This window comes from Micromonospora matsumotoense (assembly GCF_900091525.1).
Lineage (GTDB): Bacteria > Actinomycetota > Actinomycetes > Mycobacteriales > Micromonosporaceae > Micromonospora > Micromonospora matsumotoensis.
On sequence record NZ_FMCU01000014.1, the window covers coordinates 150,172 to 175,393 of the forward strand.

Sequence of the window (25,222 nt, forward strand, 5' to 3'; positions counted from 1 at the left end):
GGTTCACCGCTGGGTGCCCGCCGAGATCGTGCTCCGCCACGCCTGCTTCCCCGTGCCGGCGTCGACCGCCACCACCGTCAGCCGGTCGTCGGGCAGCTGATCGGCCAGGTAGGCGCGATCATCGACCACGCTGGTGAACATCGCCGTCGGCCGGTCCCCGTCGGCGGCGGGCCGGGCCACCTGGGTGAGGGTGTGGAACTCCAGCGCCGGATAGCGGTCCCGGGTGAACCAGAGCGCCGCCGCGCCGAGCACGCCGAGCAGCGCCAGGCCCGCGCCGAGCCCGATCCACCAGCCCCGACGCCCGCGCCGCGCCGGCAGGTGGCCCGCGGCGGGATGACCGACGCCGCCGGACGCCACCACCGGGGGATGACCGCCCTGACCCGGTGCACCGGCCGGGACGGGGCGGAAAGGTGCCGTGCCGGCCAGCGTCCCGCCCGCCTCCGTGGCCGGCAGGGTGCCGGGTGGTCCGACGGGCCCGGGCGTCCACCCGGCCGGTGCGGGTGCGGTGCGGGGTGTGTCCGCCGGCCCGGCGGTGGCGTGCGCGGCGACCGGCGACGGAGGTGCCGCAGCGGGGGCCGCCACGACGGCCGGACCGGGGCGGTTGCCCGGACGGGGCAGCGGCAGGTCGGTGAGCGCGCCCTCGGCCACCGGCAACTCGGGCTGTTCCAGCACGGTCGGCGCGACGCCCAACTCGGCGTGGAGCAGCCGGGCGACCAGCGGGACCCGGGACGATCCGCCGACGAGGAAGAGCCCGGCGAGCCGGTCCGGGGTGAGCCCCGCCTCGGCGACCACCTCCCGGGTACGGGCGACGGCCCGCCGCAGCAGGGGAGTGGCGAGTCGTTCCAGGTCCTCGCGGGTGAGCGGGACGGCGGTCTCCAGGCCGGGCACCGCGACCGGTGCCACCGCGACCCGGGACAGCATCTCCTTCGCCCCGCGGACGTTGTCCCACAGCTGCTGCCGGTCCCGCCACTGCCCGGTCGTCTCCGGCCGGGTCAGCCGGCCCCACAGCGCCGCCTGCGCGTCGCCGAGCAGCTCACCGAGCCGGGCGAGCAGGGCGGCGTCGAGGTCCAGCCCGCCGAGGTCGGCCATCCCGCCGGTGGCGATCACCGTGAAGCCCGAGTCACCCCACGGGTCGGCGCCCTCGTTGCGGACGACCGCCACGTCCAGGGTGCCGCCGCCGAAGTCGAACACCGCGACCGACTCGCCCACCGGCACCGGTCGCCGTAGCACCTCGGTGTAGTAGCGGGCCGCCGCGACCGGCTCCCGTAGCAGCCGGGTGCCGACCGGCACCGGGCCGGACAGGGTGTGCTCGGCGGCCGACGGCCAGCCGGCCAGGGTCAACGCGTCGTGCAACACCTGCCGCCGGGGGGCCTCCCAGGCGGCGGGGTAGGTGAGCACCGCCGGGGGCAGGAACCCCACCGTCGCCACCGCCTGCGCGGCGACCGCCCACAGGGTCGCGGCCAGCAGCTCCGCCGGGGTGTACGACCGGTCACCCAGGGGGACCGTCGAGTCGTCCACCCGACGTTTCGGGTTCGGCTCGTAGCGCGTCGGGTCCGCCTGGGCCAGGCGCTGGGCATCCCGGCCGACGTGCAGCCGGCCGTCGGTGTCGGCGTAGACCCCGGAGGGGAGGATCGGCTGACCGTCGACGAGCAACGGCCGGGTCCGCCCGTCCGGCCAGCGCAGCACGGCCACGGTGTTGGAGGTGCCCAGGTCGATGCCGAGGGCGTATCCGTCCTGCTGGCCTGCCATCCGTCGCTACCTCCACCGGGACGAGGGGATGCCCGGTCCCGCATGGTACGCAGCCCGTGCCGCCCCGGCGTCGGCCGTGTTCCCTGACGTCGTGGCCCCGGCCACGACCGCCGGTTCGCCCGGCCCGCTCAGCCCCGACGGCCCGGTTCGGGAGGCGGGATCTCGTCGGTGTACGCGCCGGCCGGCCCCGCGTAACGCACCCCGTCGCGGTACGGCGAGGCGTTCGCGGTGCACCCGTGCAGGCCCAGCGTCTGCTGCTGCATCACCGGTGCGGGTCGGCCCCGCCCCGGGCACCGCTCGTGGCCGTGGCCGAGCCGGTGCCCGACCTCGTGGTTGACCACGTACCGTCGGTAGGTGGTCAGGCTCGCGCCGTAGCGGGGCACCCCCTTCACCCAGCGCGCCACGTGGATCACCACCCGGTCGCCGTTGCGGCACGAGGTGTAGCCGTCCGCCGCGTCCCCGCACAAGTCGTCCCGGGTGCCCGGGGTGGCCAGGTGGACGGTGAAGTCGGCGGGCCCGCCGGGGCCGACCCGCCACAGCCGCAGCGTCCCGCCCGTGGTCCATCCCTGCGGGGCCGTCAACGTCGCGCTGACCTCGGCCGCGAACTCCGCCACCGGCAGTCCCCGGATGTCGCGCTCGACGGCGACCCGGTACCGCAGCAGCCGGCCGGTTCCCGCCGGGGCCGCCGGCTCACCGGCCGCCACCTGCCAGCGGTTGCCCCCGTCCGCCGGATAGCTGATCGCGGCCGGCCCGGATACGAGCGGCGTCGACCCGGCCGCCATGCCGGGCCCGGGAGATGCGGCCGACGGGGTGGTCGGACCCGCCGTGGCCCGGTCGGTGCCGCCCGCCCGGTCCGTGGTGCCCCGGTCCGTGGTGCCCCGGTCTGCGGTGGCCGGCGTCCCGCAGCCGGGCAGCAATCCCGCCACCAGCAGTGCCATCGCCGATCGACCGATCAGGGCGCGGCCCGAGCGGGCGGTAGCCTTCCTCGTCATGGTGTCCCCTCCGCCCCGCGCCGGTCGGCGCTGGGCAGCGGGAAGGACGAGCGGCCCGGCAGAACAGTTGACGCCCGTCGGACTCAACCTTTCGGCCGCCCCGCCCGTCCTGTCCGTCGTGGGAAGCGGGAAGAGTGGGCATGGCCCGGGGTGACGCCGAGTTCGTCGAGTTCGCCCGGTCCGCCTCGGGGCGGCTGACGCACGCCGCGTTCCTGATGACCGGCAACCACCACCAGGCCGAGGACGCCGCGCAGACCGCCCTGGTCCGCACGTACGCCTCCTGGTCCCGGATCCGCGACGAGGACGCCTACGGGTACGCCCGGACGGTGCTGGTCAACCACCTGGTCGACGGCTGGCGGCGGCCGATCCGCGAGTACCCCACCGACGACCTGCCCGAGCAGCGGCGCGGCGACGTCGCCGACGAGGTGGCCACCCGCCGCTGGCTGCTCGACATCCTCGGCACGCTCAGCCCCCGCGAGCGGGCCATCGTCGTGCTCCGCCACTACTTCGACCTCCCGGAGGCACAGGTGGCCCGCGAACTGGGCGTCTCGCTCGGCACGGTGAAGAGCACCGGTTCCCGGGCGTTGCAGAAGCTGCGCGCCACCGGGACCCCGCAGGCCCAGGGGACCTGCCGATGAACGAGCTGGAGCAACTCCGCCGGGCGATGCGGGCGACCGAACGGCCGTACCACGACGATCTCGACCTGACCGTGATCATGCGTGACGGCCGGCGGCTGCGCCGACGCCGCCGGCTCGCCGGGGCGGGCACGGCGGCGCTGGTCTCCGTGCTGCTGGTCGGCGGCATCGGGCTCGGCGTGCGGTGGACCCGGCCGTCGACGCCGGACCAGCCGCCCGGCTCCGCCGTCACCGGCCCCGCCGCCCCGCCCTCGGCCACGCCACCGCCCACCCGGCTGATTACCCCACCCCCGACCGTCGGGGCATCCGGCCGGGAGTTCCTCGGTGCCGTGGTGGGCACCGGCATCCGGTACGGCACCGACGAGCGGGTGTTCTACGTCGTCGCGGTCGACCTGCCGGAGGCACCCGGGGTGACGATCGGGTTGATGGCCGGTCGCCGCACCCCGGCCGGCGAGCTGGTCGACGACATCGTGATCAACGACGTGCGGGGCACCGATCGGAGGCCGGGCTTCCACGAGATCGGCTACGACGACGCGGCCCCCTCGGACCCCCGCCCGGCGGTGCCCACCTTCGGATACTTCGTCGGGCCGGCGACCCGGATCGTCGGCACCGCCGGCGGGCGGCAGGTCGAGGCCCGGTTGGCCCGTTGGAGCACGGACCCGGACCTGGTGGTCTTCTGGTTCGACCCGGTCGACCTGGCCCCCGGCGTACGCCTGGACGGCATCGTCGCCCGCGACGCCGAGGGCCGGCTGCTCTGATCGGGTCGAGAACCGGCGGGGTCAGCCGGTGGTGACGGTCGCCCGGTTGATGACGATCCTCTTCTTCGGGTGCCCGCCGCCGTTGCCCCGGCCGAGATCTTCGTCGCGGTCGAGTTGGGGGCACCCTTTCGCTGTCGTCTAGCCACTCGACCACCCGTAGCAACCGGCTGCTCCGCTCGGCCGTAAAAAGTGGCGGCCCCGATGGCTCAACCGCACAGGATCCGGACGACCACCGTGCGGTTCTGCGCCGCCGGGCCGGGCAGGAGTTCACCGTTCGGTCCCCGGTCCGGTCGTCGGTTCGGCCAGTGGTCGCCCACCCCCTTGCTGGAGACCCGCCCCGGCGGCACGCCGAGGTCCCGCAGGACCGCCTCGACCGCCCTGGCCCGGTCCCGGGACAGCGACAGCCGGCCCGGTTCGGTGCCGGCCGAGGAGGTGGTGCCGATCAGCTCCACAGTGGATTTGCGCTGCGCGAGCAGCGCGGCGAGCTTGGTCAGGGCGGCGCGGGCCGCCTTCGGGTCCCGGAACCTCGCCGAGTCGGGGACGAAGCCGACTGCACCCTCGTCGGGCAGGACGGTGTCGCCGCACGGGGCGAAGGGCGGGATCGCGGCGACCGGCACCACGCTGACCGGTGGCGAGTCGATGCCGCTGCGGGTGCCGTTGGGCGACTCCCGCAGTTCCACGCAGCGGGCGCCGCCGGCCTTGGCGACGGCGGTCCAGAGCTCGACCACGTGCCGTCGCCGGGCCACGTCCAACTCCGCCTGCGGCGGCGCGGTGTCACCCACCCCGACCAGCAGGACGTGCCGGTCGGTGAGGTCCGGCAGCGAGTCGGACCGGCGGAGGAACTCGACCACCTCGGTGGGATCGGCGTCCAGCGTTCCCCTGGTGCGGAAGTCCAACGGCGCGGTGGTCTGTAGCCCGGAGTCCACCAGGACGACCGTGTCACCGGGCCCCACCTGCGCGGCGGCGACGTCCAGCGCCTTCAGCACGTCGGCCTCTGGCTCGTCGGCCTGCATCTTGGCGACGTACTGACGCAGCCCGTCGAGCCACCGGGCCAGGTCCTTCTCGTACTTGTTGCCGTTCTCCGCCTTGCTGTCGAAGACCTGCGGCCCCAGGTCCACGTCGGCGCGTCCGTCGACCTGGACCACGGACACCCCCTTGTGCTTGCGGGCGGCGCTGCGGGCGAGATCCTCGACCAGTTCGGGGAGGGCGGGCGTCGGGCTGTTCGCCCGGGCCCCGATGGCGAGGGACATGGCCACGCCCGACGGCAGGCAACCGGCCTCGACCGGCTCCTCTTTGGGGGGGTCGTCGCACCCGGTGAGGACGGCGGCGGCGAGCAGCAGGCCCGCGACGAGGGCCACCCGGCGCGGCCGGACGGTTCGGGACCGGCTGTGCGGCGAGAGAAGAAAAGCCATGGTCAGCTCCGGTGCTGGTAGGAGTTGTGGGGTGCGCCGTCCGGGGGAGCGGCGCTGTCCGAGGGGGAGGTGCCCGTCGGGAGCGGCCCGCTCCGAGCGGTCGGCTGTCCGGCGGCACCGGTCGCGCCGGCCTTCGGGCCACCGCCGGACGGGTCCGGGGTGCGTCGTGGAACAGCGATGTGCTGCGGAACCGGGGTGCGTTGCGGGTCCGGGTCGACCGGCCGGAGATCGCGGTACGGCGACGGCACCGGGTCGGGGTGCCGGTCCGGCGCGAAGAGCCCGTCGGTGGTGGCCGGGTCCTGGCCGGCCGCCGCCATCCGCTGCCGGGCCAGTTGCTTGAGTTCCTCGGCCAGGGCCAGCCGCTTCGCGCGGGCCGCCGCGTGGGCGGCTTCGGTGCGTGCCCACTCGTGGTAGCGCTGCCGGTGCTGGGAGACGAGCTTCTCGTGCGCCTCCACCCGCCGTTCGGCGAGCTTGCGGGCCCGGGCCAGTCGCCGGCTGCTGCGGTGGTAGGCGTGGGCGGGCGAGTTGTGGTTCCAGTAGGCGATCACCGCTGCCGCCGCCCCGGTGCCGAAGTACAGCGCGAGGAAGAGCAACGCCAGCATCTGCGCCGTCCGGGAGCCCTCCCCGCCGCCGCCGGACCCGCCGAAGGTGGCGCCGCTGTCCTCGTCGGCCAGCAGCAGCCGGGAGACGAAGGCGGCGATGCCCAGCAGGGCCCATCCGGCCAGGCAGACGTACAGCGCCAGCGAACGGGCGCCGGACGCCCGCTGGTCGAGGTCGCGGTAGATCCGCCCGCAGCCGTGCGCGAGCAGCAGCGCCACGGCGGTGAACCCGGCGACCAGCATGTACAGCAGGTAGGGCTGGTCGTTGAGCCCGGCGGACAGGGCGTTGTAGAAGGCTGCGACGTCGGCGCCGGCGGCCAGCACCAGGACGCCCACCTCGGCCACGCCGCCGAGTGCGGTACCCGGGCGGCCGGTGAACAACGCCGTGTCGACGTACCGGCCGCCGGGCATGCTGCTGCGGGGCGGCGGGTCGCCGGCGCCGGTGGTGATCGTGCTGGTCATGTCATCCCTCCCTGACGCGTCGGTCGACGGGACCGGGTTCGCCGGCCAGCAGGGTGCGGGCCAGTTCGTGGTTCTCCCGGGCCAGTCGGAGCTGGTCGAGCGCGCCCTCGCAGGCCACCCGCAGCCGTTCCTGCCTCGGCATGACCTCGCCGACCAGGGCGTCCACCACCGTGAGGGCATTGAGGCGCTCGGTCTCGATGTCGGCGAGCCACCCGTCGGCCCAGTAATTGATCATGTTGTCGAGTGCTGCCCCGGTGCCCTCGTCGGTGCCGCGCGGGGCCAGCTCCGCGACGAGCCGGGACACCCGCTCACGGGCCGCCGCGGCGTCGCGTTCGTGCTGCGGGTCCGGGTCCAGCGGTTTCGGGGCGTCGATGCGCAGCGGACCGGTCGTGGGGTCGGTGGGCCGGCGTGGGGTGGTGGAGCGGCGACGCGACAGCATCGCGCGGATCGCCCGATCGGTACGGTTCCACAGCGTCTTCATGGGGTTCTCGCTCCTCACGTCGGTTCCGGTCGTGCCCCGGCGGCGGTGCCGGCGGTCACTCGCTCGCCCGCCGGGTCGATCCAGCCCGGCACCTCGGGTCCGCCCGGTCGTAGCGTGCGATTGAGCTGCTCACCGGCGGGGTGCTTGCGGACCAGCCGCTGCCAGTAGCTGCCGATGCGCCGCCAGGAGTGCTCGTGGATGCGGCGGGCCCGGGCCGCCGCGACGCTCTGGCTCCGGGCGATCCGCTCCTGCAGCTCCGCCCGCGTCTGCCGGAGCCGCACCAGTGCCTCCTCGGCCTCCTGGCGGTGCGCCTCCAACCTGGCCCGCCGCTCCAGGTACGGGGCCAGCCGGCGCTTGCGGACGACCGACTCGTCGGTGTCGGTCTCGCCGACCCGTCGTGCCCTCAGCTCGTCCTCGGTCGGTGCCTTCAGGTCTCTCAGCGCCTCCTGTGCCCGGGTCAGGGCACGTTCCGCCTCCACGAGCTGCGCCCCGGCCCGCGCGAGCTGGTACGCCGGTTCGGCGACCTCCTGCTGGAGGTGCACCAGTTCGTGGTGCATGGCGTCGTTCGCCATTCGGCGAAGCTTCTCCAGGTGCGGCGTGAAGGCGGCGGACCGGCCGTGGGGCGGCTCGGTGGGGTCGGGGTCCGGTGCCACGGCGGGCAGTCCGGCGCGGGCGTCCTGGCGGCCGTTCCACCAGTCGGCGATCCGGGCCGTGATGCGGTAGCGGATCGGGTCCGCCGGTCTGCGGTCCCAATGCGGGTGGGACAGGGCTGCTGTCTGACGTGCCATGGGAGCGTCTCCTTCGGGTGTGCGGTGGGCTCGCCGGGTGTCCGCTCAGGGGCGATCGGTCTCGATCTTGCGGTGGCGCAGTTCGACGCCGAGGAGTTCGGCGAAGACCTGGCCGAAGATGACGCCGAGGCGACGGGCGTCGGTGAACCGGCGCACCACCACCCCGTCCAGGACGTCACCGGTGAACGCGCCGGGCCGGCCACCCGCCAGGCCGGGCACCACCAGGTACATCCGGGTGTAGGCGCCGTCGACCAGCGCGCCGCGCAGCTCGGCCGGATCGTCGTGCACCTCCCCGTCGGTGATGGCGACGAGGGCCCGCGCGGCGCAGGTGCGGTCGGCCCGACGGTCCGCGGCGGTCAGGGCCCGGATCGCGGGCGCCATCAACGTGCCGTCGCCGGGTGCGGGTGCGGGCCGGCGGGCCGGTAGCGCGTGCAACGACGTCGGCGGCATGGTCACCCCGGTGGTGCCGCTGAACACCGCCTCGGCCAGTTGGTCGCTGGCCTCCAGTTCCCGTTGGGCGAACTGGAAGAGCTGGTCGACCGCCTGCTCGCGCAACGCCGTGTACTGCGTCATCGAACCGGACACATCCTGGATCTCGTCGATGCAGACCGGTCCGGCGACCTTCCGGGCCCCCTCCAGGACCGCCTGGTCGAGGCTGGCCGGTGGGCCCAGCCAGTCGTGGATGCGCACCGCGCAGAAAGCCAGCAACGCCAGGACCAGCAGGGTGGTGAGCAGTGGACGGATCAACCGACGCCACCACGGCGGCCGGGTCGGCACCGCAACGTCGTCGAGTACGGCCCGACCGGGTACCGCCCGGCCGTCGGCAACGGCTGGTGTGCTCGTGAAACGCATGGGCGATGCCTTTCGGAATGTCAGTCGGAATTGCGACAGAGTTCCGCTGGTGGGTGAATGGGGAAACGATGTCGAATGACCCTAGAGGCATGACCACCTCGACTGTCTACGCCGGACGCTCGCTTTCGGGTAACCGGTGCTGATGACTGGTCGAAGGTGACCCGGGAATCGATGTTCGGTGGAATTCGGATGTCCGGTCGGGGAGGGTGTCCGGCGGGAACGCGCGAACCCCGGGGGGAACTGATTCGGCAGCATCGCCGGGTCGGACGACCGACTACTGTTCGCGGCTGACGGAAATCTGTCTCTGGGCCGGGCCGGTGCGGTGTGCCGGCGCCCCGGCTGTGGGCGTACGGCATCGATGGCGCATGGATTCATGCTCGTGCCCGGCGGCGGCGGATGGTGCGTCAACTGACACATTCGGACCGTGTATTTCGACGCGGACGCGTACGGGAGTTGGCGGCACGCTGGGTGACATGGCTGGTACGGATGGACATGACGGCGGTCGACCGGATGACGAGCGGACCCTGCGCTACGCGCGCCAACTGCTCACCGACAACCGGCACGAGCTGCGCCGGGCCGACACGAAGGCGACCCAGACGCTCGGCGTCGCCGGGACCGTCGCGGCGGCAGCGCTGGCCGCGGTGCCCGGCAGTGGGCTGGCCGTCGTGCGACCCGGCGGATGGTGGTTGGCGGCCTGCCTGCTCTGGGGCACGGCGGTGCTGATGTCCGCGCTCGCGCTGCTGCCCCGGCTCGGTGGCGCCTCACCCGAGAGGCACGTCTCCTACTTCGGCGACGTCCTGCGCCAGGACGACCTCGTCGAGGCGCTCCGGCAGACCGCGACGCAGCCGCTGGGTGCCGCCCTCGCCGAGCTGCGCTGGACCAGCGCCCGGGTCGCCACCAAGTACTGGCTGGTGCGCAGCGCGATCGTCAGTCTCGCCGCGAGCGGCGTCTGTCTGGTCGGGACGGTGCTGTGAGCAGGGGCGCGGGTGCCGGTGCCGCCGCTCAGTCGCGGTGCGGGGGCTCCGGGATCGACTGGTGCAGGGCGCGCAGCACCTCCGGCGCGACGATCAGGATCTCCCGTCGACCGGTGCGGACGATGTCGCGTTCCCGTAGCGCGCGCATGGCCCGGGCGACCGCCTCCCGGGACGTCGCGGCGGCGGTGGCCAGCTCCCGTTGGGACAGGGGAAGGTCGATGACGATCCCCTCGGGGGTCCCTCGACCGTGCGCGTCGGCGAGGTCCGACAGCAGGCCGGCCAGCCGGCCGAAGCTGCTGGCGGAGACGTACTCCAGTCGCTTGATGTCCGACTGCCGCAGCCCGCGGGTGAGGTGCCGCAACAGGCCGAGGGCAAGTCCGGCGTGGTTGACCACCAGGTCCACGAACTGCGGACCATCGATGACGTACGCCCGCAGGGCGGTCAGGGTGGTCACCGTGCCGGAGCGGACCCCACCGTCGATCGCCGCCAGGTCGCCGATGATGTCGCCGGGTCCCCGCAGGGCGAGCAGGGCCTCCTGGCCGTCCCGGGACACCGAGGTGACCTTGATCCAGCCGCTGAGCAGCACCAGCACGTACTGCGAGGGATCGCCCTGGTGGAACAGGTCGACCCGGGCGGCGTGCCGGCGGGTTGTCGCGATGGCGGCGAGCCGGCCCCGGTCGGCCGGTGACAGGTGGGCGAGAAACGTACCCGGCACGGGCGACGGATGGTCGGCGGCATTCCGGCCGCCCGGTGGGGTGGGCCTCGTCCGGCCGGTCGAGGATGCCTCTCGATGCGTCAAGTCGGTCTCCTCATGTAGTTGTTCCCGTCATTTTCCGGCACAGTTACCGGATGTGCCGACGCCCGGAAGTCTGGCCCAGTGTGGAGCGGATGCGTAACTGACGATGGATACTTTTCAGGTCAACCGAACGTATGACAATGTCTTTCTGATCTTTGTTGATGCGGCTGGTCATTCGAACGTCGTGGCGCAGAATCCGCGCGATCGGGCCGGGCAGGCATTCGACCTGTTGCACCGCAAGGTGACCGAACGGCTCGCCACGATAGCCGAACAGCGCCGGGTCGGCTACGCACGACCATGGCGGTGGGCCGGCGACGGCGGATTCCTCATCGTCCACGACGACGACGAGAGCGTGGCCCGCGACGTCACCCTCGAATACGTCCACCGCCTGCTCACCCTCGACCTGCCGCATCTGCGCGACGAGTTCGCCCGACTCGGCATCGAGGGGTCCCTGCGGCTGCGGGTGGCCGTGCACAAGGGCGCGATCCGCTACCGGGGCGAGGGCAACGAGGGCACCATCTACTCACCCGACATCAACTTCGTGGCGCACCTGGAGAAGGCCGCCCCGCCGGACACCGTGGCGGTCTCCTCCGACGTGGTCCGGGTGGCCGGCCCGTACGCCGAACTGTTCACGCCGGTCGGCGAGTTCGAGGGCCGGCAGATCCACCTGTTCGCGGCCGACACCCGCGCCGGGGGTGCCGCCGCGATCTGGCTGGCCACCCGGGGGCTCGCCGGCGGCGTGCCGGTGCACGGCCACGTCGAGCGGCCCAGCCAACTGGAGAAGACCCGGATGATCCGGGCCGCGACCACCGAGGTCGTGGATCTGGGCACCTCGCTGCGGACCGCGTCGCGCTACCTGGTCACCACCGAGCGGCCGGCGCACTTCCGCGACGCGGTCCTCGACTTCCTCGACCGGGGCGGCAGCTACCGCTGCGTGCTGATGGACCCGACCTCCGAGGCGACCCGGCTGTTGTCCGCGCAGCGCGGCGAGGACCTGGCCGGGAAGACCCGGGAAGCCCTCACCGACCTGCGCCGGTTCAAGCAGCGGCACGGCGCGGCGGCCGACCGGTTGGAGGTGCTCCAGACCCCCGGCTATCCCGGCATGGCCTGCCTCGCCACCGACCTCGACGACCCGTACGCCGTCATCCTGACCTCGCCGTACCTGATGGCGCCGCCCGGGCCCCGGGACCAGTTGGAACGCGGCGACCTGCCGCACTACCTGGTCGCCCGGGACGCGGGGCCGCTCTTCGACCGGTTGCGTTCGCTGGTCCGCGGCTTCGCTACGTCGGCCGTGGAGCGGGTGCTGTGAACGCTGCCGGAGACGCGGACCCCCGACACCTGTCGTTCGCGTCCGCCCTGGCGGCGGCCCGCGCGGTACGCCGGGCCGAACACGGGCGGCAGGCGTACCGGACGGTGCGTCCCGAGGGCACGATGGGCTGGTTCCGGGCCCGTGGCCCGCTGAGCGTGCTGCTCGTCGTCGCCGCCCGCGAGGGTCGACTCGTCTGGCGGGGCCCGGACTCGTTCGCCCTGCTGAAGCCACCGATGACGATGGACGAGCCGTACACCGCGGGTGGGCTGCGGTTCCTGCTGCTGCGGATCGTGGACCGCCGGTGGGAGACGCTCTGCTTCGCCGGGCCGGCGGGCCTGGCGGTGCTGGCGGCCCTCGGCTGCGTGCCGCTGCACCTCTGGCGGACGGCGATCGTGCTCGTGCTGCTGGGCCTGCTGCACGTCACGGTCTGCATGACGGGTCTCGTCGCCACCGGGCTACGCGGCCTGCTCCGGACCTTCCGCCGCCGCCGCGACGGTGAACTCGCCGCCGAGTCGTTGCCGGCCCGGCAGTGGTCGATGCCGCTGTGCCACGAGCTGGACGCCGGTCGGGCGGGCGAACTGATGCGGGAGGTGTCCGACCGGCTCAGTCGACTCGTCGACCGGCGGGTGCGCGCCGCCAGCGAGTCGCAGGGCGGCCAGCCGAACGGGGTGTTCGTCACCGAGGTGCTGCTCTGCCTGGTCACCGGCATCACCACCGACGCCATGCGGGAGGCAGTGCCACGTCAGCAGCGGGTCGGCCTGCCGTTCGGGGTCGGCACCGACGTGGTCGTCCTCGAACCGCGCGACCAGGTGCCCGGCCGCCCGCCGAGGACCTTCAACACCGCCAACTTCTTCCTCTGGTACGTCTTCGGCTGCGCCGGCGTACTGCTGATGCTGGCCTATCTGGTGGCCGACCAGGAGCGGCGCTCCTGTGCCGACCGGTGCGCGGGCCGCCCGACCGGGTACGGCGACGCGCTGCGCTGGCTCGGCCAGCGGCTGCTGCTGTCCGACCCGCCGGACCTGCGTCCCCAGAGCCCCGGCATGGCGCTGCTGGGCTGGCTGGTGAGCATCATGGCGCTGATGGCGATCCCGGTGGCGGCGGTGGCGTTGCAGCAGGTGTGGCGGGCGGCCGACCGGATGAACAGACGTTTCGACAAGGAGGCCGAGGCCGTGTTGGCACGTCGGAAGATCCTGCTCCTGGTCGCCACCCTGGACGAGCAGCGGGCCACCCTCGACGTGTTCCGCAGACACGGGTCGGAGCCGTACCCGGAGCGCCGGCCACCGCACACCGTCCACCGGCTCGGCACCGTGGCCGGCGCGGAACTGATGCTCGCCAGCGCGGTCGGCGACCCCAGCTCCCCGGCCGGGGTGGCCCAGGTCGCCACCAGCATCATCGGGCAGTGGCGACCGCACTACCTGGTGCTCGTCGGCACCTGTTTCGGGCTCCGCCCCCGCGAGCGGACGCTCGGCGGGCTCCACTCCGGCGAGCAGGCGCTCGGCGACATCGTGGTCTCGCGTCAGGCCCGTGACGTGGCCCACCAGGCCGTCACCGAAGTCGACGGCGAGCCGCACCGGCTGGACCGGGGGCCCCGGCCCAGTCCATCCGCGGAACTGCTCGGCGTCCTCGGCGCGGCGGCCGACAGTTGGTCCGGGTCGGGCCTGCACATCGGTCCGATCGTCGGTGCCACCACTCTCTACCGCTCCGACGAGGCGATCGCGGAGCTGCGGCGGCGGCACCCGGACGCGGTGGCCGGTGACATGGAGTCACACCTGCTCAACGGCGTCGCCGCCGAGCACAAGGTGGACTGGATCGCGGTCCGGGGCATCTCCGACTGGGGCACCGCCGACAAGTCGGATGCCCACCGGCACCAGGCGGCGGTCAACGCGACGGAGTTCGTCCTGCACGCGATCGAGTTGGGCCTGCTGAGCCACGCCACCGGCACCGGATGACGGCATCGACGTCTCCCGGGCCGGCCGACCCCCGGTGCCGCGGCAGCCGGCGCTCCTGCCGACGGCGGTGGTTGCGGCCTCCGCGCCCCTGTCCGTCGAATCCGGGGGCTGGGCGGGACCCGTTCCAGATCTGGAATGAGGCGCGCTCCAACTGTCGGCTCGGCTACTCCGGGATCCGTGTCCTCGTGGTGCACTGTGGAGCATGACGTGGCGGAAGAATCGGCTGATGGCAGGCATCCTGGCCGTCATCCTGGCGGTGGCCTCCGTGGTTGTCTGGCGGTGGTGGCACCACCGGCCGCCGTACGGTCCGCAAGCGCTTGCCGTCACGTCGTCGCTCACCTTCGTCAGCTACGAGGAGGCGCAGGCTGCGCTCGGTGAGACGGCGCATGCCCCGGTTGCCGGCGGCCGCGATCAGTTGGTGCTCGGCCAGGTCTCCTGGCATGCCCCGCCCGAGCCGCTCGATGGCGGCTACTTCGCGATCTTTCTCATCGACAAGCGCGTCAACAGCAAGCCGGAGGTCTTCAGCGTGGCCGCGCCACAGGAGGCCGTCGCTATCGGGAGCGCGGGCACCGAGCACCGGATCGCGGAGCGCTATCCCTGGCTACGGGGCGCGGGCGACGCCACGTTCGGGGACGACGAGTGGCGGAGCAACGGCAGCAGACTTTCTGTGGCAGACGAGAAGGTCTCACCGCTGACCTTCGTCGCGCTCTTTCCGTACGTCGAGGAGCCGGATCCGGAGCTTCCGATGGCAACCGCGCCGGTGGCGATGACCGACCTGCTGCTGGCCCTGGTCTACCTGGGGTCGGACGGGCAGGTGTACTGGGCGCAGCGGCTCCGGGGCTAGATGGCGGCCGGCGACGCCGAGGCGTTCGGACGTTGACCAGCAGCGGGCACGGTCCGTGTCCCGCGCAAGCTGGCCGCCCTGCGCAACGGGGTGGAGTTCGAGCCGCCCGAGTCGGCGGCGGGTGACCCTAGTGGCGCGGCGGCGGAGCGCCCTGACAGTGATGGCAACTGGCCGGGTGCTCGTCACGGCCGGGCGTGCTGGTCATGACCATGCGGACGCCGGGCGCGATACTCAAGGATCCATCGGGCGACCAACAGCAGCAGCGCGGCCAGTAACAACACAGCGTCGATCCACCGGGTCAGAGTGCGCAGAGCACTGGGCGTGGCCTCCGTGAGGTTTCCCAGCCCCAGGAGGGCGTAGAAGCCCATGCACGCCGCTCCTGCGGCCCACAACCGGGGGTACCGTACGGGCCGTCCGAACAGCCGGACCGTTGACCCGCGCCGGCTGTGGATGACCGTCCAGGCAGCGCACCCGAGCAGGGCGACAGCGGCGCTGGCGAGCAGGATGTCCAGGGCGGTCGCAGCTGCCTCGTAGGTCATCACGGGCATCACGGTAGTGGCAGCCACACAGGTGCCGGCTTCGGGCGTTTGGACAGCCGTCGTGGCGGATCCCCGATGGCACACCGGTCTGTGAGCGGCGTCGCCGGACCGTATCGGAGGCGGGGACGGTGGAGCGGGTGTCCACGTTCGTGCCGGTGGACATCGCGGTGGTCAGGAGAGCGCCTGGCGAGGTGGACGCCGCCGGCACGCCAATGGCACACAAGATCAAAGAAGCTGGTACGAAACGGCCCAGGCTTGGCGAGTATGCCGCTGACCTGGGCCGGAGGGTGTGGAGCGGGCGACGGGAATCGAACCCGCACCGTCAGTTTGGAAGATCGTTTGCGGCTGCCATGATCTGCCCGGATCGCCTGGTCAGTGGCCGGGTCGCGGTGCCCGATCATGACCGTTGGGGACCGTCTGGGACATGGGTTACTGGCACGTAGCTGGCACGGCGGTGCGGTGGGCGCGCGGCTGTCCGGCGGCGTGCGGCTTACCGCCCCCGGCCTCTCGGGCCGGGGGCGGCTTGCCGTGTTACCGGCTCTCCGCGCGCCTGGACCCGGTACCCGGTGGCAAGCCGCGAAGCGGCGCGGCAGTCGATCGCCCCAGCCTCTGCGGTGGTTGACCGTCCCGCGATCGTCACGACCGCAAGTCGCTGGTCAGTCGCCATGCGGACAGTTTCGATGTCCGGTCTCCGGTACGGTCCCGCAGTGGACCTTCGATCCCGGCGAGCTGACACCAGACGAGTAGTAGGCACCTCTGCGTCGCTCGCAGGCTTGCTGATCTCCGCGCTTACTGTGGCAAGCGACTCAGGGAGGGCGGAGTTGCATGTCCTCGCTGGCCTTCTTGTGCTTGTCGGCGTTGGACTGCGCATAGAGGCTGCGATCATTGCTCCCCAGGCGTAGCACGAGCCATGGTTGGCCGCGTGCGGCCGATGCCGGCCGGAGGCCGCCAGCAGGCCAGTGCGCGGCCAACGCGCCGCGCTTGCGCGGCGCCTTGATCCTGAAGAGAGTGATTCGGCAGTGGTGGGTTGAAGCGGGGTGTCCCGTCACTCAGTAAGTCACCCGGCGTACCTGCCGTCTGTTGCTGCCGTTCTGACCGTGCGACTCGACGGGCGTTGGTTGGCGGGCGGACTGTCCCTTGGACTTGGGATGCTGTAAGGGTTGGCAACGGTCGGTGCAGGCGGGCCGATCGAACGTGCTCCTGCCGCTGCCCTCATCATGGTCGCCAGCCTCGGTGGTTCAGGACTGGCAGTAGGCGCGGTTGCAGCATTCCGCGAGCGGGCGCTCTGGTGGGCTGCTCTTGTTCTGCTGGGTTTCTATGCCGGAACCTGGCTGAGCTCGTCGTACCACAGCGCCGCCGGGGACGCCCTCGTCCTGGTCCTCGCTGCAGTTCCGGCCTCCATAGGAACTGTACTTGGCCTCGCGGCAGGCCAGTACATCGTTGCTCGACGGGCTCCGACCTCTCGCTTGTACGTTCTGGGCGGTGCGTCCGCCGTCGTTCGTGTGCGGCTGTGACCCCGGACGGCCATCCACCGGCGCCTCGGCCTGGACGTCGTCGTCCGGGCCAGTTGCTGTCACGTTTGCTGTCAGAGAATCAGCCTGCGACAGTAAGCGGCCGTCCGGGCCTCATGGTCTCGAACCGACGGCAAGCCGGCGGTCTGATCTGTCATGACTCAAGGCATGCCGATAGATGTCTTGATTGCTGTCGCAGCCAGCGCGACCCCGATGCTGTTGGCGGTCTGTAGAGCCCACTTCCCAGCCGCCCGCAGGTGCTCCAAGGTCTTGCCCTGGTCCCCCTCTTGGGCCGCCCTCGACGCGCGCCCCACCTCTGCGAGTGCGATGTCGTTCTCCTCTGAATCAGGCTGTCTCCGAAGAGCTGCCCGGAGAAGCGCGAGTTCCTGAGCCAGCGCGGTCAGGTCGAGATCTGACCCACCGCCTGCTTGTATCTGGTTGAAGGTGCCATTCGGCGCGGTTGCGTTGCTGCCGACCGCACCAGCCTGCTGAACGTAATTGTTGTCGCCCATTCTGGCTCCTGACTGATCAAAGTGGATGATGGTCTGTACTGTCGGAGTACTGGGGAAGGACTCCCCAGCTTCTGGTGTCGAACCTTCTTCTGGCAAGTGGTCGTCGGAACTAACTGGAAAATCATCCGTGGTCCGGATTCTGGCAAGTGTCTCGCTATCGAGTGACGCATCGGCCGATACCGTGCGGACGATGTCGTGTTGGAGGCCGGTCAGTTCGCTCGGAATCCGGGGGAACACGAATGCCGCATCATTGCCCGGTGCAATCGAGCGTCGACTCCACGTTTTAATCCATGCCGCGAGGCTCGGCTCCTCGTCGACGTTCGGCTCGTGGAGCGCAAGAGACGAGTATTTCCTCAGGTGCTGGAGGGCGGCATGGTGATGACCGAGGAGGAAGTGCGCGAGCGACCGCACCCAGACGTGCGCCGGGTGAGTCGATCGCAATCCCTTGAGTCTTTGCAGTGCATCGGCGGGCCGACCGAGGCACAGATCCGAGAACGCAAGTTGGTAGTTCAACGAGGCGGCGCTGGACCCTCCTGTGACCGGCTGGATAATCGAGGCTTCGAGAAAGTCATGGTCGAGCTGGTGGCGGAGACAGTCGATCAGGTGCTCCAGGTTCTTTCGTTCGAACCTCTTGACCAGGATGTCACGGATTCGCTGCAGGCCTTGGCGGTCGCCTCCGGCGAACGCCAAGAGCGCTGCCTGTTCGATCACCAAGCCCAGGTTCGGGGACGCTCTCTCGAGTCGCGCGGTATGCGAAACCAGCAGGTCGAAGGCGTCAGGGTATCGCCCCTCTGCGGCCAGCAGGACGGAGGCGAGCTGATAGAGCACCCAGGAACTGGGCGCCCCGTGCGACAACGGCAATGCGTGGTTGAGCATCCCCAAAAGATCTCGAACGGGGGCCTGTCGCTCCATCCAGACCTTGATGCCAGCGAAGTAGACGTGCGCCAAGGCCTCGGCAGGCAGGACGCTGTCCGCTTGACGCAAGGCGGCGACCGTGGCCGAGAAGGTCTCCAGCCGGGCGGTTAGCCGTACACGCAGGACCCATACCTGGAAATCGCGCGTTTGGCTACTGGCCACGGTCGCGTGCCGCAGAGCCAGAAGGAGATCCTCGTGTCCGCCCAGTGATTCGAGAATCCGGGCGGCGGTGTGGCGGGCCTCGGGATAGCCCGACCTCTTACCTCGCAATGCGGCGATGATAGTACTCGCGGTTTGGCGGGCGATCTTAGGATCCGACGGTATGGGACGTGACTTGCCGAAGTTTGCAAGCAGGTAGCCACCATACTCTTCTGCCAGGTCCTGAAAGGCTTCCTCCTTCCCGCCGAGGACGAGGTGGTAGCGGGCTTCGACGAACTCGCTTCCGCGACTTGGCAGATCACTCTTATCCTTGGCCTTGAAGTGACGTAAGAAGTGCGCGGCAGCTAGGGAGTGCATCTCTCTGGCTCTGCGTTGGTCAGCCTCCATCCGCTTTCTGGCGAGTTCGCGCGTTACAGGATTGAGCGTCACCCACCCCGTCGAGTGCTCCAGTAGGAATCGGCCGATGAGATCGGCGTAGGCGCGGCTCACGTCGCCGACCTTATGGGCGAAGGGCTGAATGCCTGCCTTGACGAATGGCTTTCGGTAAACGGACAGGCACTCAAGCAGCAGTAGGCTCGGCGATTCGAGGCGCCCTATGACGCGATCGAGAAACTCCGCTTCGAGTTTGCCGACGAGCGACGGCGAGAACGCCTGATAACGGACGTCCCAGGCCTCTGGCTGCAGTTCGATGAGATCGTCCAACGAGTCGCCGTCGACTAGGCAGGAGACTAGCGCCCGCAGAGCCCGTGGGTTGCGCCCAACCCACTGAACAACGTCGGACCGCAGATCGGGCGAGATCTCGCCCTCCACCCGCCTACTTATCAGAAGTTGGTCCAACAGCTGCATTGCATCACTCTCGTCGGGTGGGCCCAGGGTAATGATCGGCAGCTCGATCGTTCTGGCAAAGGGCAGCCGTTGGTCGGTGACGAGCAGGAGTCGAGCCTTGGAATGGCGCGTTGCAAGACGTTTGAGAAGGTTGTAGAAGTCGGCTGGCGGCAACTTGGTCTTGGGGTCAACGAGTTCGTGGAAGTCGTCGATCACGGCGAGGCACTCGGTACGCATCATCGCATCAAATACCTTGATGAGGTTCTCGTCGATACGCTTCGCCATGAGATCGCTCCCGGAGTGTTCGAACTCGGCGGCGAGCTCGAACAGTACATCTTCGACGCCTAGACTCTCCGTGGTCCCGTACACGTGCGCTGTCGGGAGCGATGTTGATTGGGCGAGCCTTCGGACCAGCGTCGACTTCCCTACTCCGGTGAAGCCCTCTAGAACGGCGACCACTGGACCATCATGGATCCAGTCGAGCAGCAGCGTGCTAGGGGTTGGAGTTCCGCCTACAGTGTCCTTCACCTGTACCGCGCCCTTCGCCGAGACTGGGTCGTGTTGTTGCAGTAACCCGGTGCGGTCGAGCGTACGGCCGGACGGCCTGATGTCGCTAATTCGACCATCAGTTTCACTGACTCCGGCCTGCTGTCCGGTTCACTCCTACGTGGCGGTGCGGCTCACCCCGTGGCGGTCGGCGGCACCGGAAGTGGCCGGTAAGCGGGCCGGAGGCGCGCGACGAGGCCGAGGGGATGCGGCACGAGCATCACGGGCAGGCCCCCGCCTGCCGGCAACGCCGGCCCGAGGGCCGCAGAGGCCCCGATGTCAAGGGCGGCCCGTAGGGCCGGTGCGTAGCGACGCGAAGCGCCCTTGAGGTTGGAAGGGCGGCCCTGCACCCTCTGCGCCGCATCCCACCACGGCCGGCGGTGTCGCCCCTCGGCGCGGCGGCCCTGGCCTGACGCTTCCCAGGCCAGCCGCCGAGCACCAGGCGTTACGGCCGCAGAGCAGCGGCTGGCGCGCCCTGGCGGCGGCACGTGCGGTTCGTTTGCGGGCCGCCTTGAAGACGTACAGAAGGGTCTACGCCACCTCCCTTTACCAGCCTATGGGGGCGGCGCAACATGATCTATCCGGCTTGGTGGTTAGGCTCATGTCTCATGAGGCAGGCGGATCCGGATCGGGCCTACACGGATGGCACGGCGATCGAGCTCGTGCTGGGCGACTTCATTGAGGCGGTGCAGGCGGGGAACTCGGTGCCGCTGACGAAGGACGGTGAGGTCGTAGCGGTGGTGGTGTCGCCTGAGGTGGCGGAGGCTGGCCGGCGGGCGCTGGGTCCGTAGCTGGTTCTTCTACGCGAGTCGGCTGGTGTAGCCGGCGTCGACCAGGCGGTTGTAGGCGGCGTGGACGTCGTCGGGGACGTGCTGGGGGATGGCGAAGCCGAGTTCGGCGTACTTGTCGATGCGTTGGGTGTCGCCGACGAGCATGTCCATGACTTTCTTAGTGTTGCCGATGCTGTTCACGTAGTCGTCGAGTGAGAGCGGGTGGGACGCGCAGATCACCTCGACGCCGGGCCAGAGTTTCTTGCAGGTGGCGTATGCGCGGCGCTGTTGGTACGGACGGGACATCAGGATCACCGATCGGGCCTGGACCTGGTTTTCGGTGAGGAGCGCGCGGGTGTGCTCGATGTTCTGGCCGGTGTTCTTGGCCTCCGTGTCGACGAGGATCGCGTCGGCTGGCACGCCGTGGGCTATGGCGTACTCGCGGTAGTGGACGGCTTCACCTCGGGGGAAGGTGCCGATGGTGGTCGGAGCGTTGGCACCCGTGAAGACCAGGTGTGGGTACATCCCTCGGTGGTAAAGGTCGGTGGCGATCTTGGCGACTCCGAGGTCGTGGCTGCCGAGTCCGATGCCCACGTCGACCGGCCGGATCTCGTGGTGCATGTGGTGGTAGTTCCATAAACGTTCAACGTCCGCCCGGTGTTCGGCGGGGATGGTCAAGGGAGACGTGGGCATCAGTTCGGTCTCTCAGTCGGGGATTTTGAAGGTGTACGACCAGGTGAAGCGGGATGCGGCGTGGACCCCTCGGGCGAACTCGACCGGTCGGCGGTCGTGGGTAAACGTCGTGCGGTGCAGGACCATGACGGGCTCGCCAGCGGGGAGCTGGAGGAGTTGGGTCTCCTCGGGAGTGGGCATCCGTGCGCGTACGGTTTCGGTAATCGTGTCCGGTTCCAGTCCTCGGCCGGTGAGGATGGCGAAGCCTCCACCTCGTCCGGCTGGCCCGGGTGTCGGGTCGACCAGCGAGGTTCCTTCCACGTCTTCCAGCCGGTAGTAGCTGGTCAGGGTATGGGTGGGCACGTCGGCTTCCTTGACCAGGCGGGCGCGTTCGTAGACGGATGCTCCGGGCTTGAGTCCGAGCGCTTCGGCGATCTCGGCGTCGGCCTTCGTCAGGCGTACCTCGTTGGTTTGGTCGCCTGGTGTCCAGGTACGGCCGGTGGCCTCGCGGTCGGCGGCGAACGCGACGAGCCCTGACTTCCACTTGCTCTTGGCGTAGCGGTCGATGCCGAGCCGCTTCATCGCCACCCGTGGTCGGACGACGGTGCCGCGTCTACGGACGGGCGTGACGAGTCCTTCGGCTTCGAGCATTCGCACTGCCTGCCGGACGGTGTTGATGTTGACGCCGTGCTCGGCGGCGATCTCGTCCTGCTTCGGCAGGGTGCTGCCTTCGGTGTAGTCGCCGCGTTGGATGGCTTCGCGCAGGAGCGTCGCCAGATCCCGGTACCCGATGCCCACTCGCTCCTCCTGGCCGTGCGCTGCGTAGAGCTATCTCTACCAGCAAGTGTGTCTCACTAGCGAACATTAGAGCTAGTTCTATTGACAACACGGTCGACGATCCGGTCACATAGAGCTAGTTCTAATGCCGGTTGGTGGGAGATCATGATGCGCGGTGCGGTGGAAACTTCTAACTCGTCCGGATCATCCCTGATCCGTACTCCCGGCACCCCGCACCACGTCGCCCCCGGCGTCGTCCAGGTGGTCGGGGCCTGCTCGTCCTGCGGTGGTAGGGCATGGAAGTTCGTCCGCCAGTGGGCAGACCTGCGCGCCATCGGGCAGGGGGCTACCGCCGTGCGGCGGCTGGTACGCCGCCCATGCCTGGATTGCGCGGGTTCCGGTCGTACGGCGTCGTGCTGAGGCTGGCCCGGGGTGGGTGCTGGTGTGGGGCGACGACCCGAACGCCGTCCCGTGAATAGCCCGCCTACCCCGGTGCCTCGCACACCGTCACCGCATCGGCCGGGCGCGCCCGCACCGGGTGAGCTGGTGTTGATCGACCACCGGGCGTCGGTGCAGTTCGCCGGCGAACGGGCGTTGTGGTTGCGGGTGACGTCGGTGGACGACAGGCCGACGTATGACGGGTGGGTGTGGCTCACCGGCTACTCGATCAACCGGGCCACTGGTGAGGCGTTGACGCGACGTGAGGTGTTCGTGCAGATCGCCGGCCTGCAAGTGCAGGCAAGCAAGACCAGGAGCACGACGACTGGGAGCACGCCGCCGCGCAGGAACGCGGGGCCGGCCAGGAGGGGACGCGGTGTTTGACATTCGGGTACGGCTCGGTGCGGTGTTGGAGATCAGTGCGGCGGAGCGGTTGATGCCGTCGGACGGGCCGGTCACCTTGTGGGTGACCGGGGTACGGCTGGTGGCCCACCGCCCTCCCCATGACGAGTGGATCTGGGTGGAGGGGCTCAGGCTCGGCCGGACCGGTCGGCGGGGCCAGCAGGCAGAGATCCTGATCCGCGCGGACAAGCTCCTGCCGGAGAACGCGCCCCGGTGAGCACCTACCTTTCCGGTGCGGTCCGTGATCGGCTTCGGGAGGCTCAGGCGCAGCTCGACCGGCACACGCCGTCGAGCGGGGATGGTCGTTGCGGGGGCTGCGGCGAGGAGGGTCCGTGTCCGCAGCGTCGGGCGGCGTTGCGGTTGTTCGGCCAGTCCGGCTGTCTGCCGCGTCGGTGGCCCGGCGCATCTCGGCCGGAGGCGGTGGGAGTCTCGTCGTCGTGGTCGGGATGGTTGGCCGCTGCGGTGGAGGGTGTGACGCCGAACGGCTGAGGTGACTTGTTCTGTCATGCAAACAACTCATAAGCTGCTGTGATTCATGCAGTATTCATAGGTGGGGTGGCCCGCGATGGCGTACGAGATTCCGACGCCGAAGTACCTGCGCGTGTTGAACACGCTGCGGAAGCGCATCGAGGACGGCGACTACGTCCCCGGTGCGGCGCTGCCGTCGGAGAATCAGCTCTCCACGGAGTTCGGGGTGTCCCGACCGACAGTGCTCAAGGCGCTCGGCATCCTCAAGCAGGATGGCTGGATCGAGTCGCAGCAGGGCAAGGGCAGCTTCGTACGCGGCCGTCCCGTCTCCGGCCGTACCTCCCCGGACTACGCCCGGGACGCCGTCGAGCTGGACGAGACCGGGGAGACGGAGATCCTGCACGTCGGCCCGGTCCTGGCCTCGCCGCGTATCGCGGCGGAGTTGCAGATCCCCGACGGCACGCCCGTCTACGAGCGGCGTCGTCGGACCGTGTCGGAGGCGGGGCCGGTGGACCTGGTGTCCACGTTCGTGCCGGTCGACATCGCGGTGGGTACGGACATCACCAAGCCGGACCCGATCCCGGGCGGCCTGCTCGACCTCATCGCCCGACACAAGGGCCTCCGCGCCGACTACGCCACCGAACGCATGACCGCCCGCCGGGTCAACGAAGCCGAAGCGGCGGCCCTGGACGTACCGGCCGACGAGTCGGTGATGAGCGTCGTCATCACCGTCCACCAGGCGTCGGGTGACCCGATCATGGCATCGGTGCTGGTCATGCCGGGCAGCCGTCACGAGATCGAAGACACCTACGCCCTGTCCTGACTTGGTCAGGTCCACACATCGCCGTAGAAGTCCTCGTCATCGTCGGCCGGCGGCAGCGGGGTCCGCCACCACAGCTCGATAAGGAACTCCTGGGTGTCGGCCTGCCTGCGGTGGACCCGAACCCCGTAGACGCCGGCTCCCTGCGGAGGGCTGACCTCCATTACCGCTCCGGAGGTGACCACCTCGACGATCAGCTCTCCGGTCGGGCAGTGCAGCTCAAGCTGTCGAGATTCGTCCCACAGGCCGCTGTCCGGCGCGGGCTCGCTGGCCCACGTCCGGAGTTCAAGGCCCACCTTGAATGCGTCCGAGAGCACTCGAACGCAGATTTCGTACGTGGACGCGCCGGCTACCTGATCCTCCGCGTCCTGGCGTGACTCGCCTTCGTCGCCGGCATCACACCACACGTCCCGCAGGACGAAGTGGCCGTAGTGGGGACTGAAGGTGGTGCGGTGCACCATGAGCGGCTTCATGGGTCCAGAGGCTGACACCAGCGTCCGACATTCGCTATGTGAACACCTCTCATCGAATCCCTTGCTTGTGCTTACAAGCTGACGTAGCTTGTTAGATCAACCGGTTGTCAGGAAGACGACTGGTAAGGCTAGGAGGCTGTTCGCGTGGTTCCGATGACGTTGAAGGTGCCGGTCCCGTCCGAGTACGTGCTTCCCGCTGGTGCGCTGTGCCTGGGGGTGTCGCCGCAGCTTGATTTCGAGCGGCGGGGTGAGGCGGACAACCAGGCGCGGGACAAGGAGACGGGGGAGCGGGTCTGGGTGGTGCGGGTGATGGACCTGGACCCGGAGGCCGGGAAGTTCGGCCGGTCGACGGAGGCGAAGGTCAAGGTCGTCGCGGCGCAGCAGCCGGTGCCGCCGCCGTCGACCGTGCCGGGTTACCCGCCGGCCGTGGAGTTCGAGGGCCTGACCCTGACCCCGTACATGGATTCGCAGCGGTGCAAGCCGGGCCGGTCGTCGGGTGACTGCCGTTCCCGGATGGCGTACTCGCTGCGGGCGACCGCGATCCGTCCGGCGTCGGCCGTTCCCGGCTCGGTGGCGGCCTGACCGCACCTGATCGTGCGCGCGGGGCGGGTCGTTTCCCCGCCAAGAGTCCCGACCCGTCCCGCGCTCTCCCATCCCTCATCTGGTGAAGGAGGGCGTGATGCCCACCGTAGTTCCCCCTGCCCTGATCCCCTCGCAGGGTCGCCGCCTGTGCGGGCGGTGGTCCTGATGTCCCGTACTCGTCTGGTCGGTCTACGACACGCCTACCGGGAGGCG

The 25,222-nt window shown here is 70.4% G+C and carries 24 protein-coding genes; 11 read left to right on the forward strand and 13 right to left on the reverse strand.

Annotated features, from left to right (window positions below; genetic code table 11):
• Nucleotides 1-3: 3 nt before the first annotated feature.
• Nucleotides 4-1,749 (reverse strand): Hsp70 family protein, encoded by a 1,746-nt coding sequence (locus GA0070216_RS35705; RefSeq protein ID WP_245722674.1) that lies wholly within the window; start codon nucleotides 1,747-1,749, stop codon nucleotides 4-6.
• Nucleotides 1,750-1,877: 128 nt separating this feature from the next.
• On the reverse strand, nucleotides 1,878-2,741 hold the full coding sequence (locus GA0070216_RS24125; protein WP_218108273.1) for a DUF3152 domain-containing protein: 864 nt from the start codon (nucleotides 2,739-2,741) through the stop codon (nucleotides 1,878-1,880).
• Between the two features lie 140 nt (nucleotides 2,742-2,881).
• Between GA0070216_RS24125 and GA0070216_RS24130 the strand changes: the two genes are divergently transcribed.
• Both GA0070216_RS24130 and GA0070216_RS24135 read left to right on the forward strand, forming a co-directional pair.
• Nucleotides 2,882-3,379 carry a SigE family RNA polymerase sigma factor gene (locus GA0070216_RS24130; protein WP_091250636.1) on the forward strand — a complete coding sequence of 166 codons (498 nt, stop codon included), beginning with the start codon at nucleotides 2,882-2,884 and terminating at the stop codon, nucleotides 3,377-3,379.
• Complete coding sequence (locus GA0070216_RS24135; RefSeq protein WP_091250639.1) at nucleotides 3,376-4,134, forward strand: hypothetical protein; 759 nt, start codon at nucleotides 3,376-3,378, stop codon at nucleotides 4,132-4,134. The genes GA0070216_RS24130 and GA0070216_RS24135 overlap by 4 nt, the downstream gene beginning before the upstream one ends.
• A gap of 206 nt (nucleotides 4,135-4,340) precedes the next feature.
• On the opposite strand, the gene GA0070216_RS35710 is transcribed toward GA0070216_RS24135, so the two are convergent.
• The 5 genes from GA0070216_RS35710 to GA0070216_RS24155 are packed head-to-tail and all read right to left on the reverse strand — an operon-like array spanning nucleotide 4,341 to nucleotide 8,728.
• The gene (locus tag GA0070216_RS35710) at nucleotides 4,341-5,546 is read right to left on the reverse strand and encodes an OmpA family protein (RefSeq protein WP_176739107.1); all 1,206 of its coding nucleotides are present in this window, start codon (nucleotides 5,544-5,546) and stop codon (nucleotides 4,341-4,343) included.
• Between the two features lie 2 nt (nucleotides 5,547-5,548).
• A complete protein-coding gene (locus GA0070216_RS34710) occupies nucleotides 5,549-6,607 on the reverse strand; it encodes a hypothetical protein (RefSeq protein WP_176739108.1) in 1,059 nt (352 codons plus the stop codon).
• Nucleotide 6,608: 1 nt separating this feature from the next.
• Complete coding sequence (locus GA0070216_RS24145) at nucleotides 6,609-7,088, reverse strand: hypothetical protein (RefSeq protein WP_091250642.1); 480 nt, start codon at nucleotides 7,086-7,088, stop codon at nucleotides 6,609-6,611.
• A 14-nt stretch (nucleotides 7,089-7,102) separates the two neighbouring features.
• Nucleotides 7,103-7,876 carry a hypothetical protein gene (locus GA0070216_RS24150; RefSeq protein WP_091250646.1) on the reverse strand — a complete coding sequence of 258 codons (774 nt, stop codon included), beginning with the start codon at nucleotides 7,874-7,876 and terminating at the stop codon, nucleotides 7,103-7,105.
• 45 nt (nucleotides 7,877-7,921) lie between these two features.
• Complete coding sequence (locus GA0070216_RS24155) at nucleotides 7,922-8,728, reverse strand: vWA domain-containing protein (RefSeq protein WP_141723173.1); 807 nt, start codon at nucleotides 8,726-8,728, stop codon at nucleotides 7,922-7,924.
• Between the two features lie 473 nt (nucleotides 8,729-9,201).
• Between GA0070216_RS24155 and GA0070216_RS24160 the strand changes: the two genes are divergently transcribed.
• The gene (locus GA0070216_RS24160) at nucleotides 9,202-9,702 is read left to right on the forward strand and encodes a Pycsar system effector family protein (protein WP_091250654.1); all 501 of its coding nucleotides are present in this window, start codon (nucleotides 9,202-9,204) and stop codon (nucleotides 9,700-9,702) included.
• Between the two features lie 28 nt (nucleotides 9,703-9,730).
• Here the strand turns inward: GA0070216_RS24160 and GA0070216_RS24165 are convergent, their stop codons facing one another.
• Nucleotides 9,731-10,417 carry a Crp/Fnr family transcriptional regulator gene (locus GA0070216_RS24165; protein WP_245722675.1) on the reverse strand — a complete coding sequence of 229 codons (687 nt, stop codon included), beginning with the start codon at nucleotides 10,415-10,417 and terminating at the stop codon, nucleotides 9,731-9,733.
• A 265-nt stretch (nucleotides 10,418-10,682) separates the two neighbouring features.
• Here GA0070216_RS24165 and GA0070216_RS24170 point away from each other — a divergent pair, with 265 nt between their 5' ends.
• From GA0070216_RS24170 to GA0070216_RS24180, 3 genes are all read left to right on the forward strand, one after another.
• Nucleotides 10,683-11,807, forward strand: a complete 1,125-nt coding sequence (locus GA0070216_RS24170) for a hypothetical protein (protein WP_218108274.1) — start codon at nucleotides 10,683-10,685, stop codon at nucleotides 11,805-11,807.
• On the forward strand, nucleotides 11,804-13,756 hold the full coding sequence (locus GA0070216_RS24175) for a 5'-methylthioadenosine/S-adenosylhomocysteine nucleosidase family protein (protein WP_091250661.1): 1,953 nt from the start codon (nucleotides 11,804-11,806) through the stop codon (nucleotides 13,754-13,756). Before GA0070216_RS24170 ends, GA0070216_RS24175 begins: the two co-directional genes overlap by 4 nt.
• Nucleotides 13,757-13,982: 226 nt before the next feature.
• Nucleotides 13,983-14,600, forward strand: a complete 618-nt coding sequence (locus GA0070216_RS24180) for a hypothetical protein (RefSeq protein WP_091250665.1) — start codon at nucleotides 13,983-13,985, stop codon at nucleotides 14,598-14,600.
• Nucleotides 14,601-14,782: 182 nt separating this feature from the next.
• Here the strand turns inward: GA0070216_RS24180 and GA0070216_RS24185 are convergent, their stop codons facing one another.
• Together GA0070216_RS24185 and GA0070216_RS24195 are read right to left on the reverse strand one after the other, a co-directional pair.
• The gene (locus GA0070216_RS24185; protein ID WP_245722684.1) at nucleotides 14,783-15,139 is read right to left on the reverse strand and encodes a hypothetical protein; all 357 of its coding nucleotides are present in this window, start codon (nucleotides 15,137-15,139) and stop codon (nucleotides 14,783-14,785) included.
• 1,672 nt (nucleotides 15,140-16,811) lie between these two features.
• Nucleotides 16,812-19,589 carry an AAA family ATPase gene (locus GA0070216_RS24195; RefSeq protein ID WP_176739109.1) on the reverse strand — a complete coding sequence of 926 codons (2,778 nt, stop codon included), beginning with the start codon at nucleotides 19,587-19,589 and terminating at the stop codon, nucleotides 16,812-16,814.
• Between the two features lie 626 nt (nucleotides 19,590-20,215).
• Here GA0070216_RS24195 and GA0070216_RS24200 point away from each other — a divergent pair.
• Nucleotides 20,216-20,398, forward strand: coding sequence for a hypothetical protein (locus GA0070216_RS24200; RefSeq protein ID WP_091250674.1), 183 nt, complete (start codon nucleotides 20,216-20,218; stop codon nucleotides 20,396-20,398).
• Between the two features lie 9 nt (nucleotides 20,399-20,407).
• Here GA0070216_RS24200 and GA0070216_RS24205 read toward each other — a convergent pair whose 3' ends face one another.
• Both GA0070216_RS24205 and GA0070216_RS24210 read right to left on the reverse strand, forming a co-directional pair.
• Nucleotides 20,408-21,070 (reverse strand): YdcF family protein, encoded by a 663-nt coding sequence (locus GA0070216_RS24205; protein WP_091250677.1) that lies wholly within the window; start codon nucleotides 21,068-21,070, stop codon nucleotides 20,408-20,410.
• 12 nt (nucleotides 21,071-21,082) lie between these two features.
• Entirely contained in the window at nucleotides 21,083-21,847 is a 765-nt protein-coding gene (locus tag GA0070216_RS24210; protein WP_091250680.1) for a GntR family transcriptional regulator, read from the reverse strand.
• Nucleotides 21,848-22,372: 525 nt separating this feature from the next.
• Between GA0070216_RS24210 and GA0070216_RS24215 the strand changes: the two genes are divergently transcribed.
• From GA0070216_RS24215 to GA0070216_RS24230, 3 genes are all read left to right on the forward strand, one after another.
• Complete coding sequence (locus GA0070216_RS24215) at nucleotides 22,373-22,648, forward strand: hypothetical protein (RefSeq protein ID WP_091250683.1); 276 nt, start codon at nucleotides 22,373-22,375, stop codon at nucleotides 22,646-22,648.
• A complete protein-coding gene (locus GA0070216_RS24220) occupies nucleotides 22,641-22,883 on the forward strand; it encodes a hypothetical protein (protein ID WP_091250687.1) in 243 nt (80 codons plus the stop codon). The genes GA0070216_RS24215 and GA0070216_RS24220 overlap by 8 nt, the downstream gene beginning before the upstream one ends.
• Before the next feature lie 348 nt (nucleotides 22,884-23,231).
• Nucleotides 23,232-23,957, forward strand: coding sequence for a GntR family transcriptional regulator (locus tag GA0070216_RS24230; RefSeq protein WP_091250691.1), 726 nt, complete (start codon nucleotides 23,232-23,234; stop codon nucleotides 23,955-23,957).
• A 5-nt stretch (nucleotides 23,958-23,962) separates the two neighbouring features.
• Here GA0070216_RS24230 and GA0070216_RS24235 read toward each other — a convergent pair whose 3' ends face one another.
• On the reverse strand, nucleotides 23,963-24,427 hold the full coding sequence (locus GA0070216_RS24235) for a hypothetical protein (protein ID WP_091250694.1): 465 nt from the start codon (nucleotides 24,425-24,427) through the stop codon (nucleotides 23,963-23,965).
• Between the two features lie 153 nt (nucleotides 24,428-24,580).
• Between GA0070216_RS24235 and GA0070216_RS24240 the strand changes: the two genes are divergently transcribed.
• Nucleotides 24,581-25,009, forward strand: a complete 429-nt coding sequence (locus tag GA0070216_RS24240; RefSeq protein WP_176739110.1) for a hypothetical protein — start codon at nucleotides 24,581-24,583, stop codon at nucleotides 25,007-25,009.
• Nucleotides 25,010-25,222 lie beyond the last annotated feature (213 nt).

What these genes read in the sequence shown, in the direction of transcription:
- GA0070216_RS35705 (WP_245722674.1), bottom strand. Translation starts at nt 1,749, where the DNA reads ATGGCAGGCCAGCAGGACGGATACGCCCTCGGCATCGACCTGGGCACC.
- GA0070216_RS24125 (WP_218108273.1), bottom strand. Translation starts at nt 2,741, where the DNA reads ATGACGAGGAAGGCTACCGCCCGCTCGGGCCGCGCCCTGATCGGTCGA.
- GA0070216_RS24130 (WP_091250636.1), top strand. Translation starts at nt 2,882, where the DNA reads ATGGCCCGGGGTGACGCCGAGTTCGTCGAGTTCGCCCGGTCCGCCTCG.
- GA0070216_RS24135 (WP_091250639.1), top strand. Translation starts at nt 3,376, where the DNA reads ATGAACGAGCTGGAGCAACTCCGCCGGGCGATGCGGGCGACCGAACGG.
- GA0070216_RS35710 (WP_176739107.1), bottom strand. Translation starts at nt 5,546, where the DNA reads ATGGCTTTTCTTCTCTCGCCGCACAGCCGGTCCCGAACCGTCCGGCCG.
- GA0070216_RS34710 (WP_176739108.1), bottom strand. Translation starts at nt 6,607, where the DNA reads ATGACCAGCACGATCACCACCGGCGCCGGCGACCCGCCGCCCCGCAGC.
- GA0070216_RS24145 (WP_091250642.1), bottom strand. Translation starts at nt 7,088, where the DNA reads ATGAAGACGCTGTGGAACCGTACCGATCGGGCGATCCGCGCGATGCTG.
- GA0070216_RS24150 (WP_091250646.1), bottom strand. Translation starts at nt 7,876, where the DNA reads ATGGCACGTCAGACAGCAGCCCTGTCCCACCCGCATTGGGACCGCAGA.
- GA0070216_RS24155 (WP_141723173.1), bottom strand. Translation starts at nt 8,728, where the DNA reads ATGCGTTTCACGAGCACACCAGCCGTTGCCGACGGCCGGGCGGTACCC.
- GA0070216_RS24160 (WP_091250654.1), top strand. Translation starts at nt 9,202, where the DNA reads ATGGCTGGTACGGATGGACATGACGGCGGTCGACCGGATGACGAGCGG.
- GA0070216_RS24180 (WP_091250665.1), top strand. Translation starts at nt 13,983, where the DNA reads ATGGCAGGCATCCTGGCCGTCATCCTGGCGGTGGCCTCCGTGGTTGTC.
- GA0070216_RS24185 (WP_245722684.1), bottom strand. Translation starts at nt 15,139, where the DNA reads ATGACCTACGAGGCAGCTGCGACCGCCCTGGACATCCTGCTCGCCAGC.
- GA0070216_RS24200 (WP_091250674.1), top strand. Translation starts at nt 20,216, where the DNA reads ATGAGGCAGGCGGATCCGGATCGGGCCTACACGGATGGCACGGCGATC.
- GA0070216_RS24205 (WP_091250677.1), bottom strand. Translation starts at nt 21,070, where the DNA reads ATGCCCACGTCTCCCTTGACCATCCCCGCCGAACACCGGGCGGACGTT.
- GA0070216_RS24230 (WP_091250691.1), top strand. Translation starts at nt 23,232, where the DNA reads ATGGCGTACGAGATTCCGACGCCGAAGTACCTGCGCGTGTTGAACACG.
- GA0070216_RS24235 (WP_091250694.1), bottom strand. Translation starts at nt 24,427, where the DNA reads ATGAAGCCGCTCATGGTGCACCGCACCACCTTCAGTCCCCACTACGGC.
- GA0070216_RS24240 (WP_176739110.1), top strand. Translation starts at nt 24,581, where the DNA reads ATGACGTTGAAGGTGCCGGTCCCGTCCGAGTACGTGCTTCCCGCTGGT.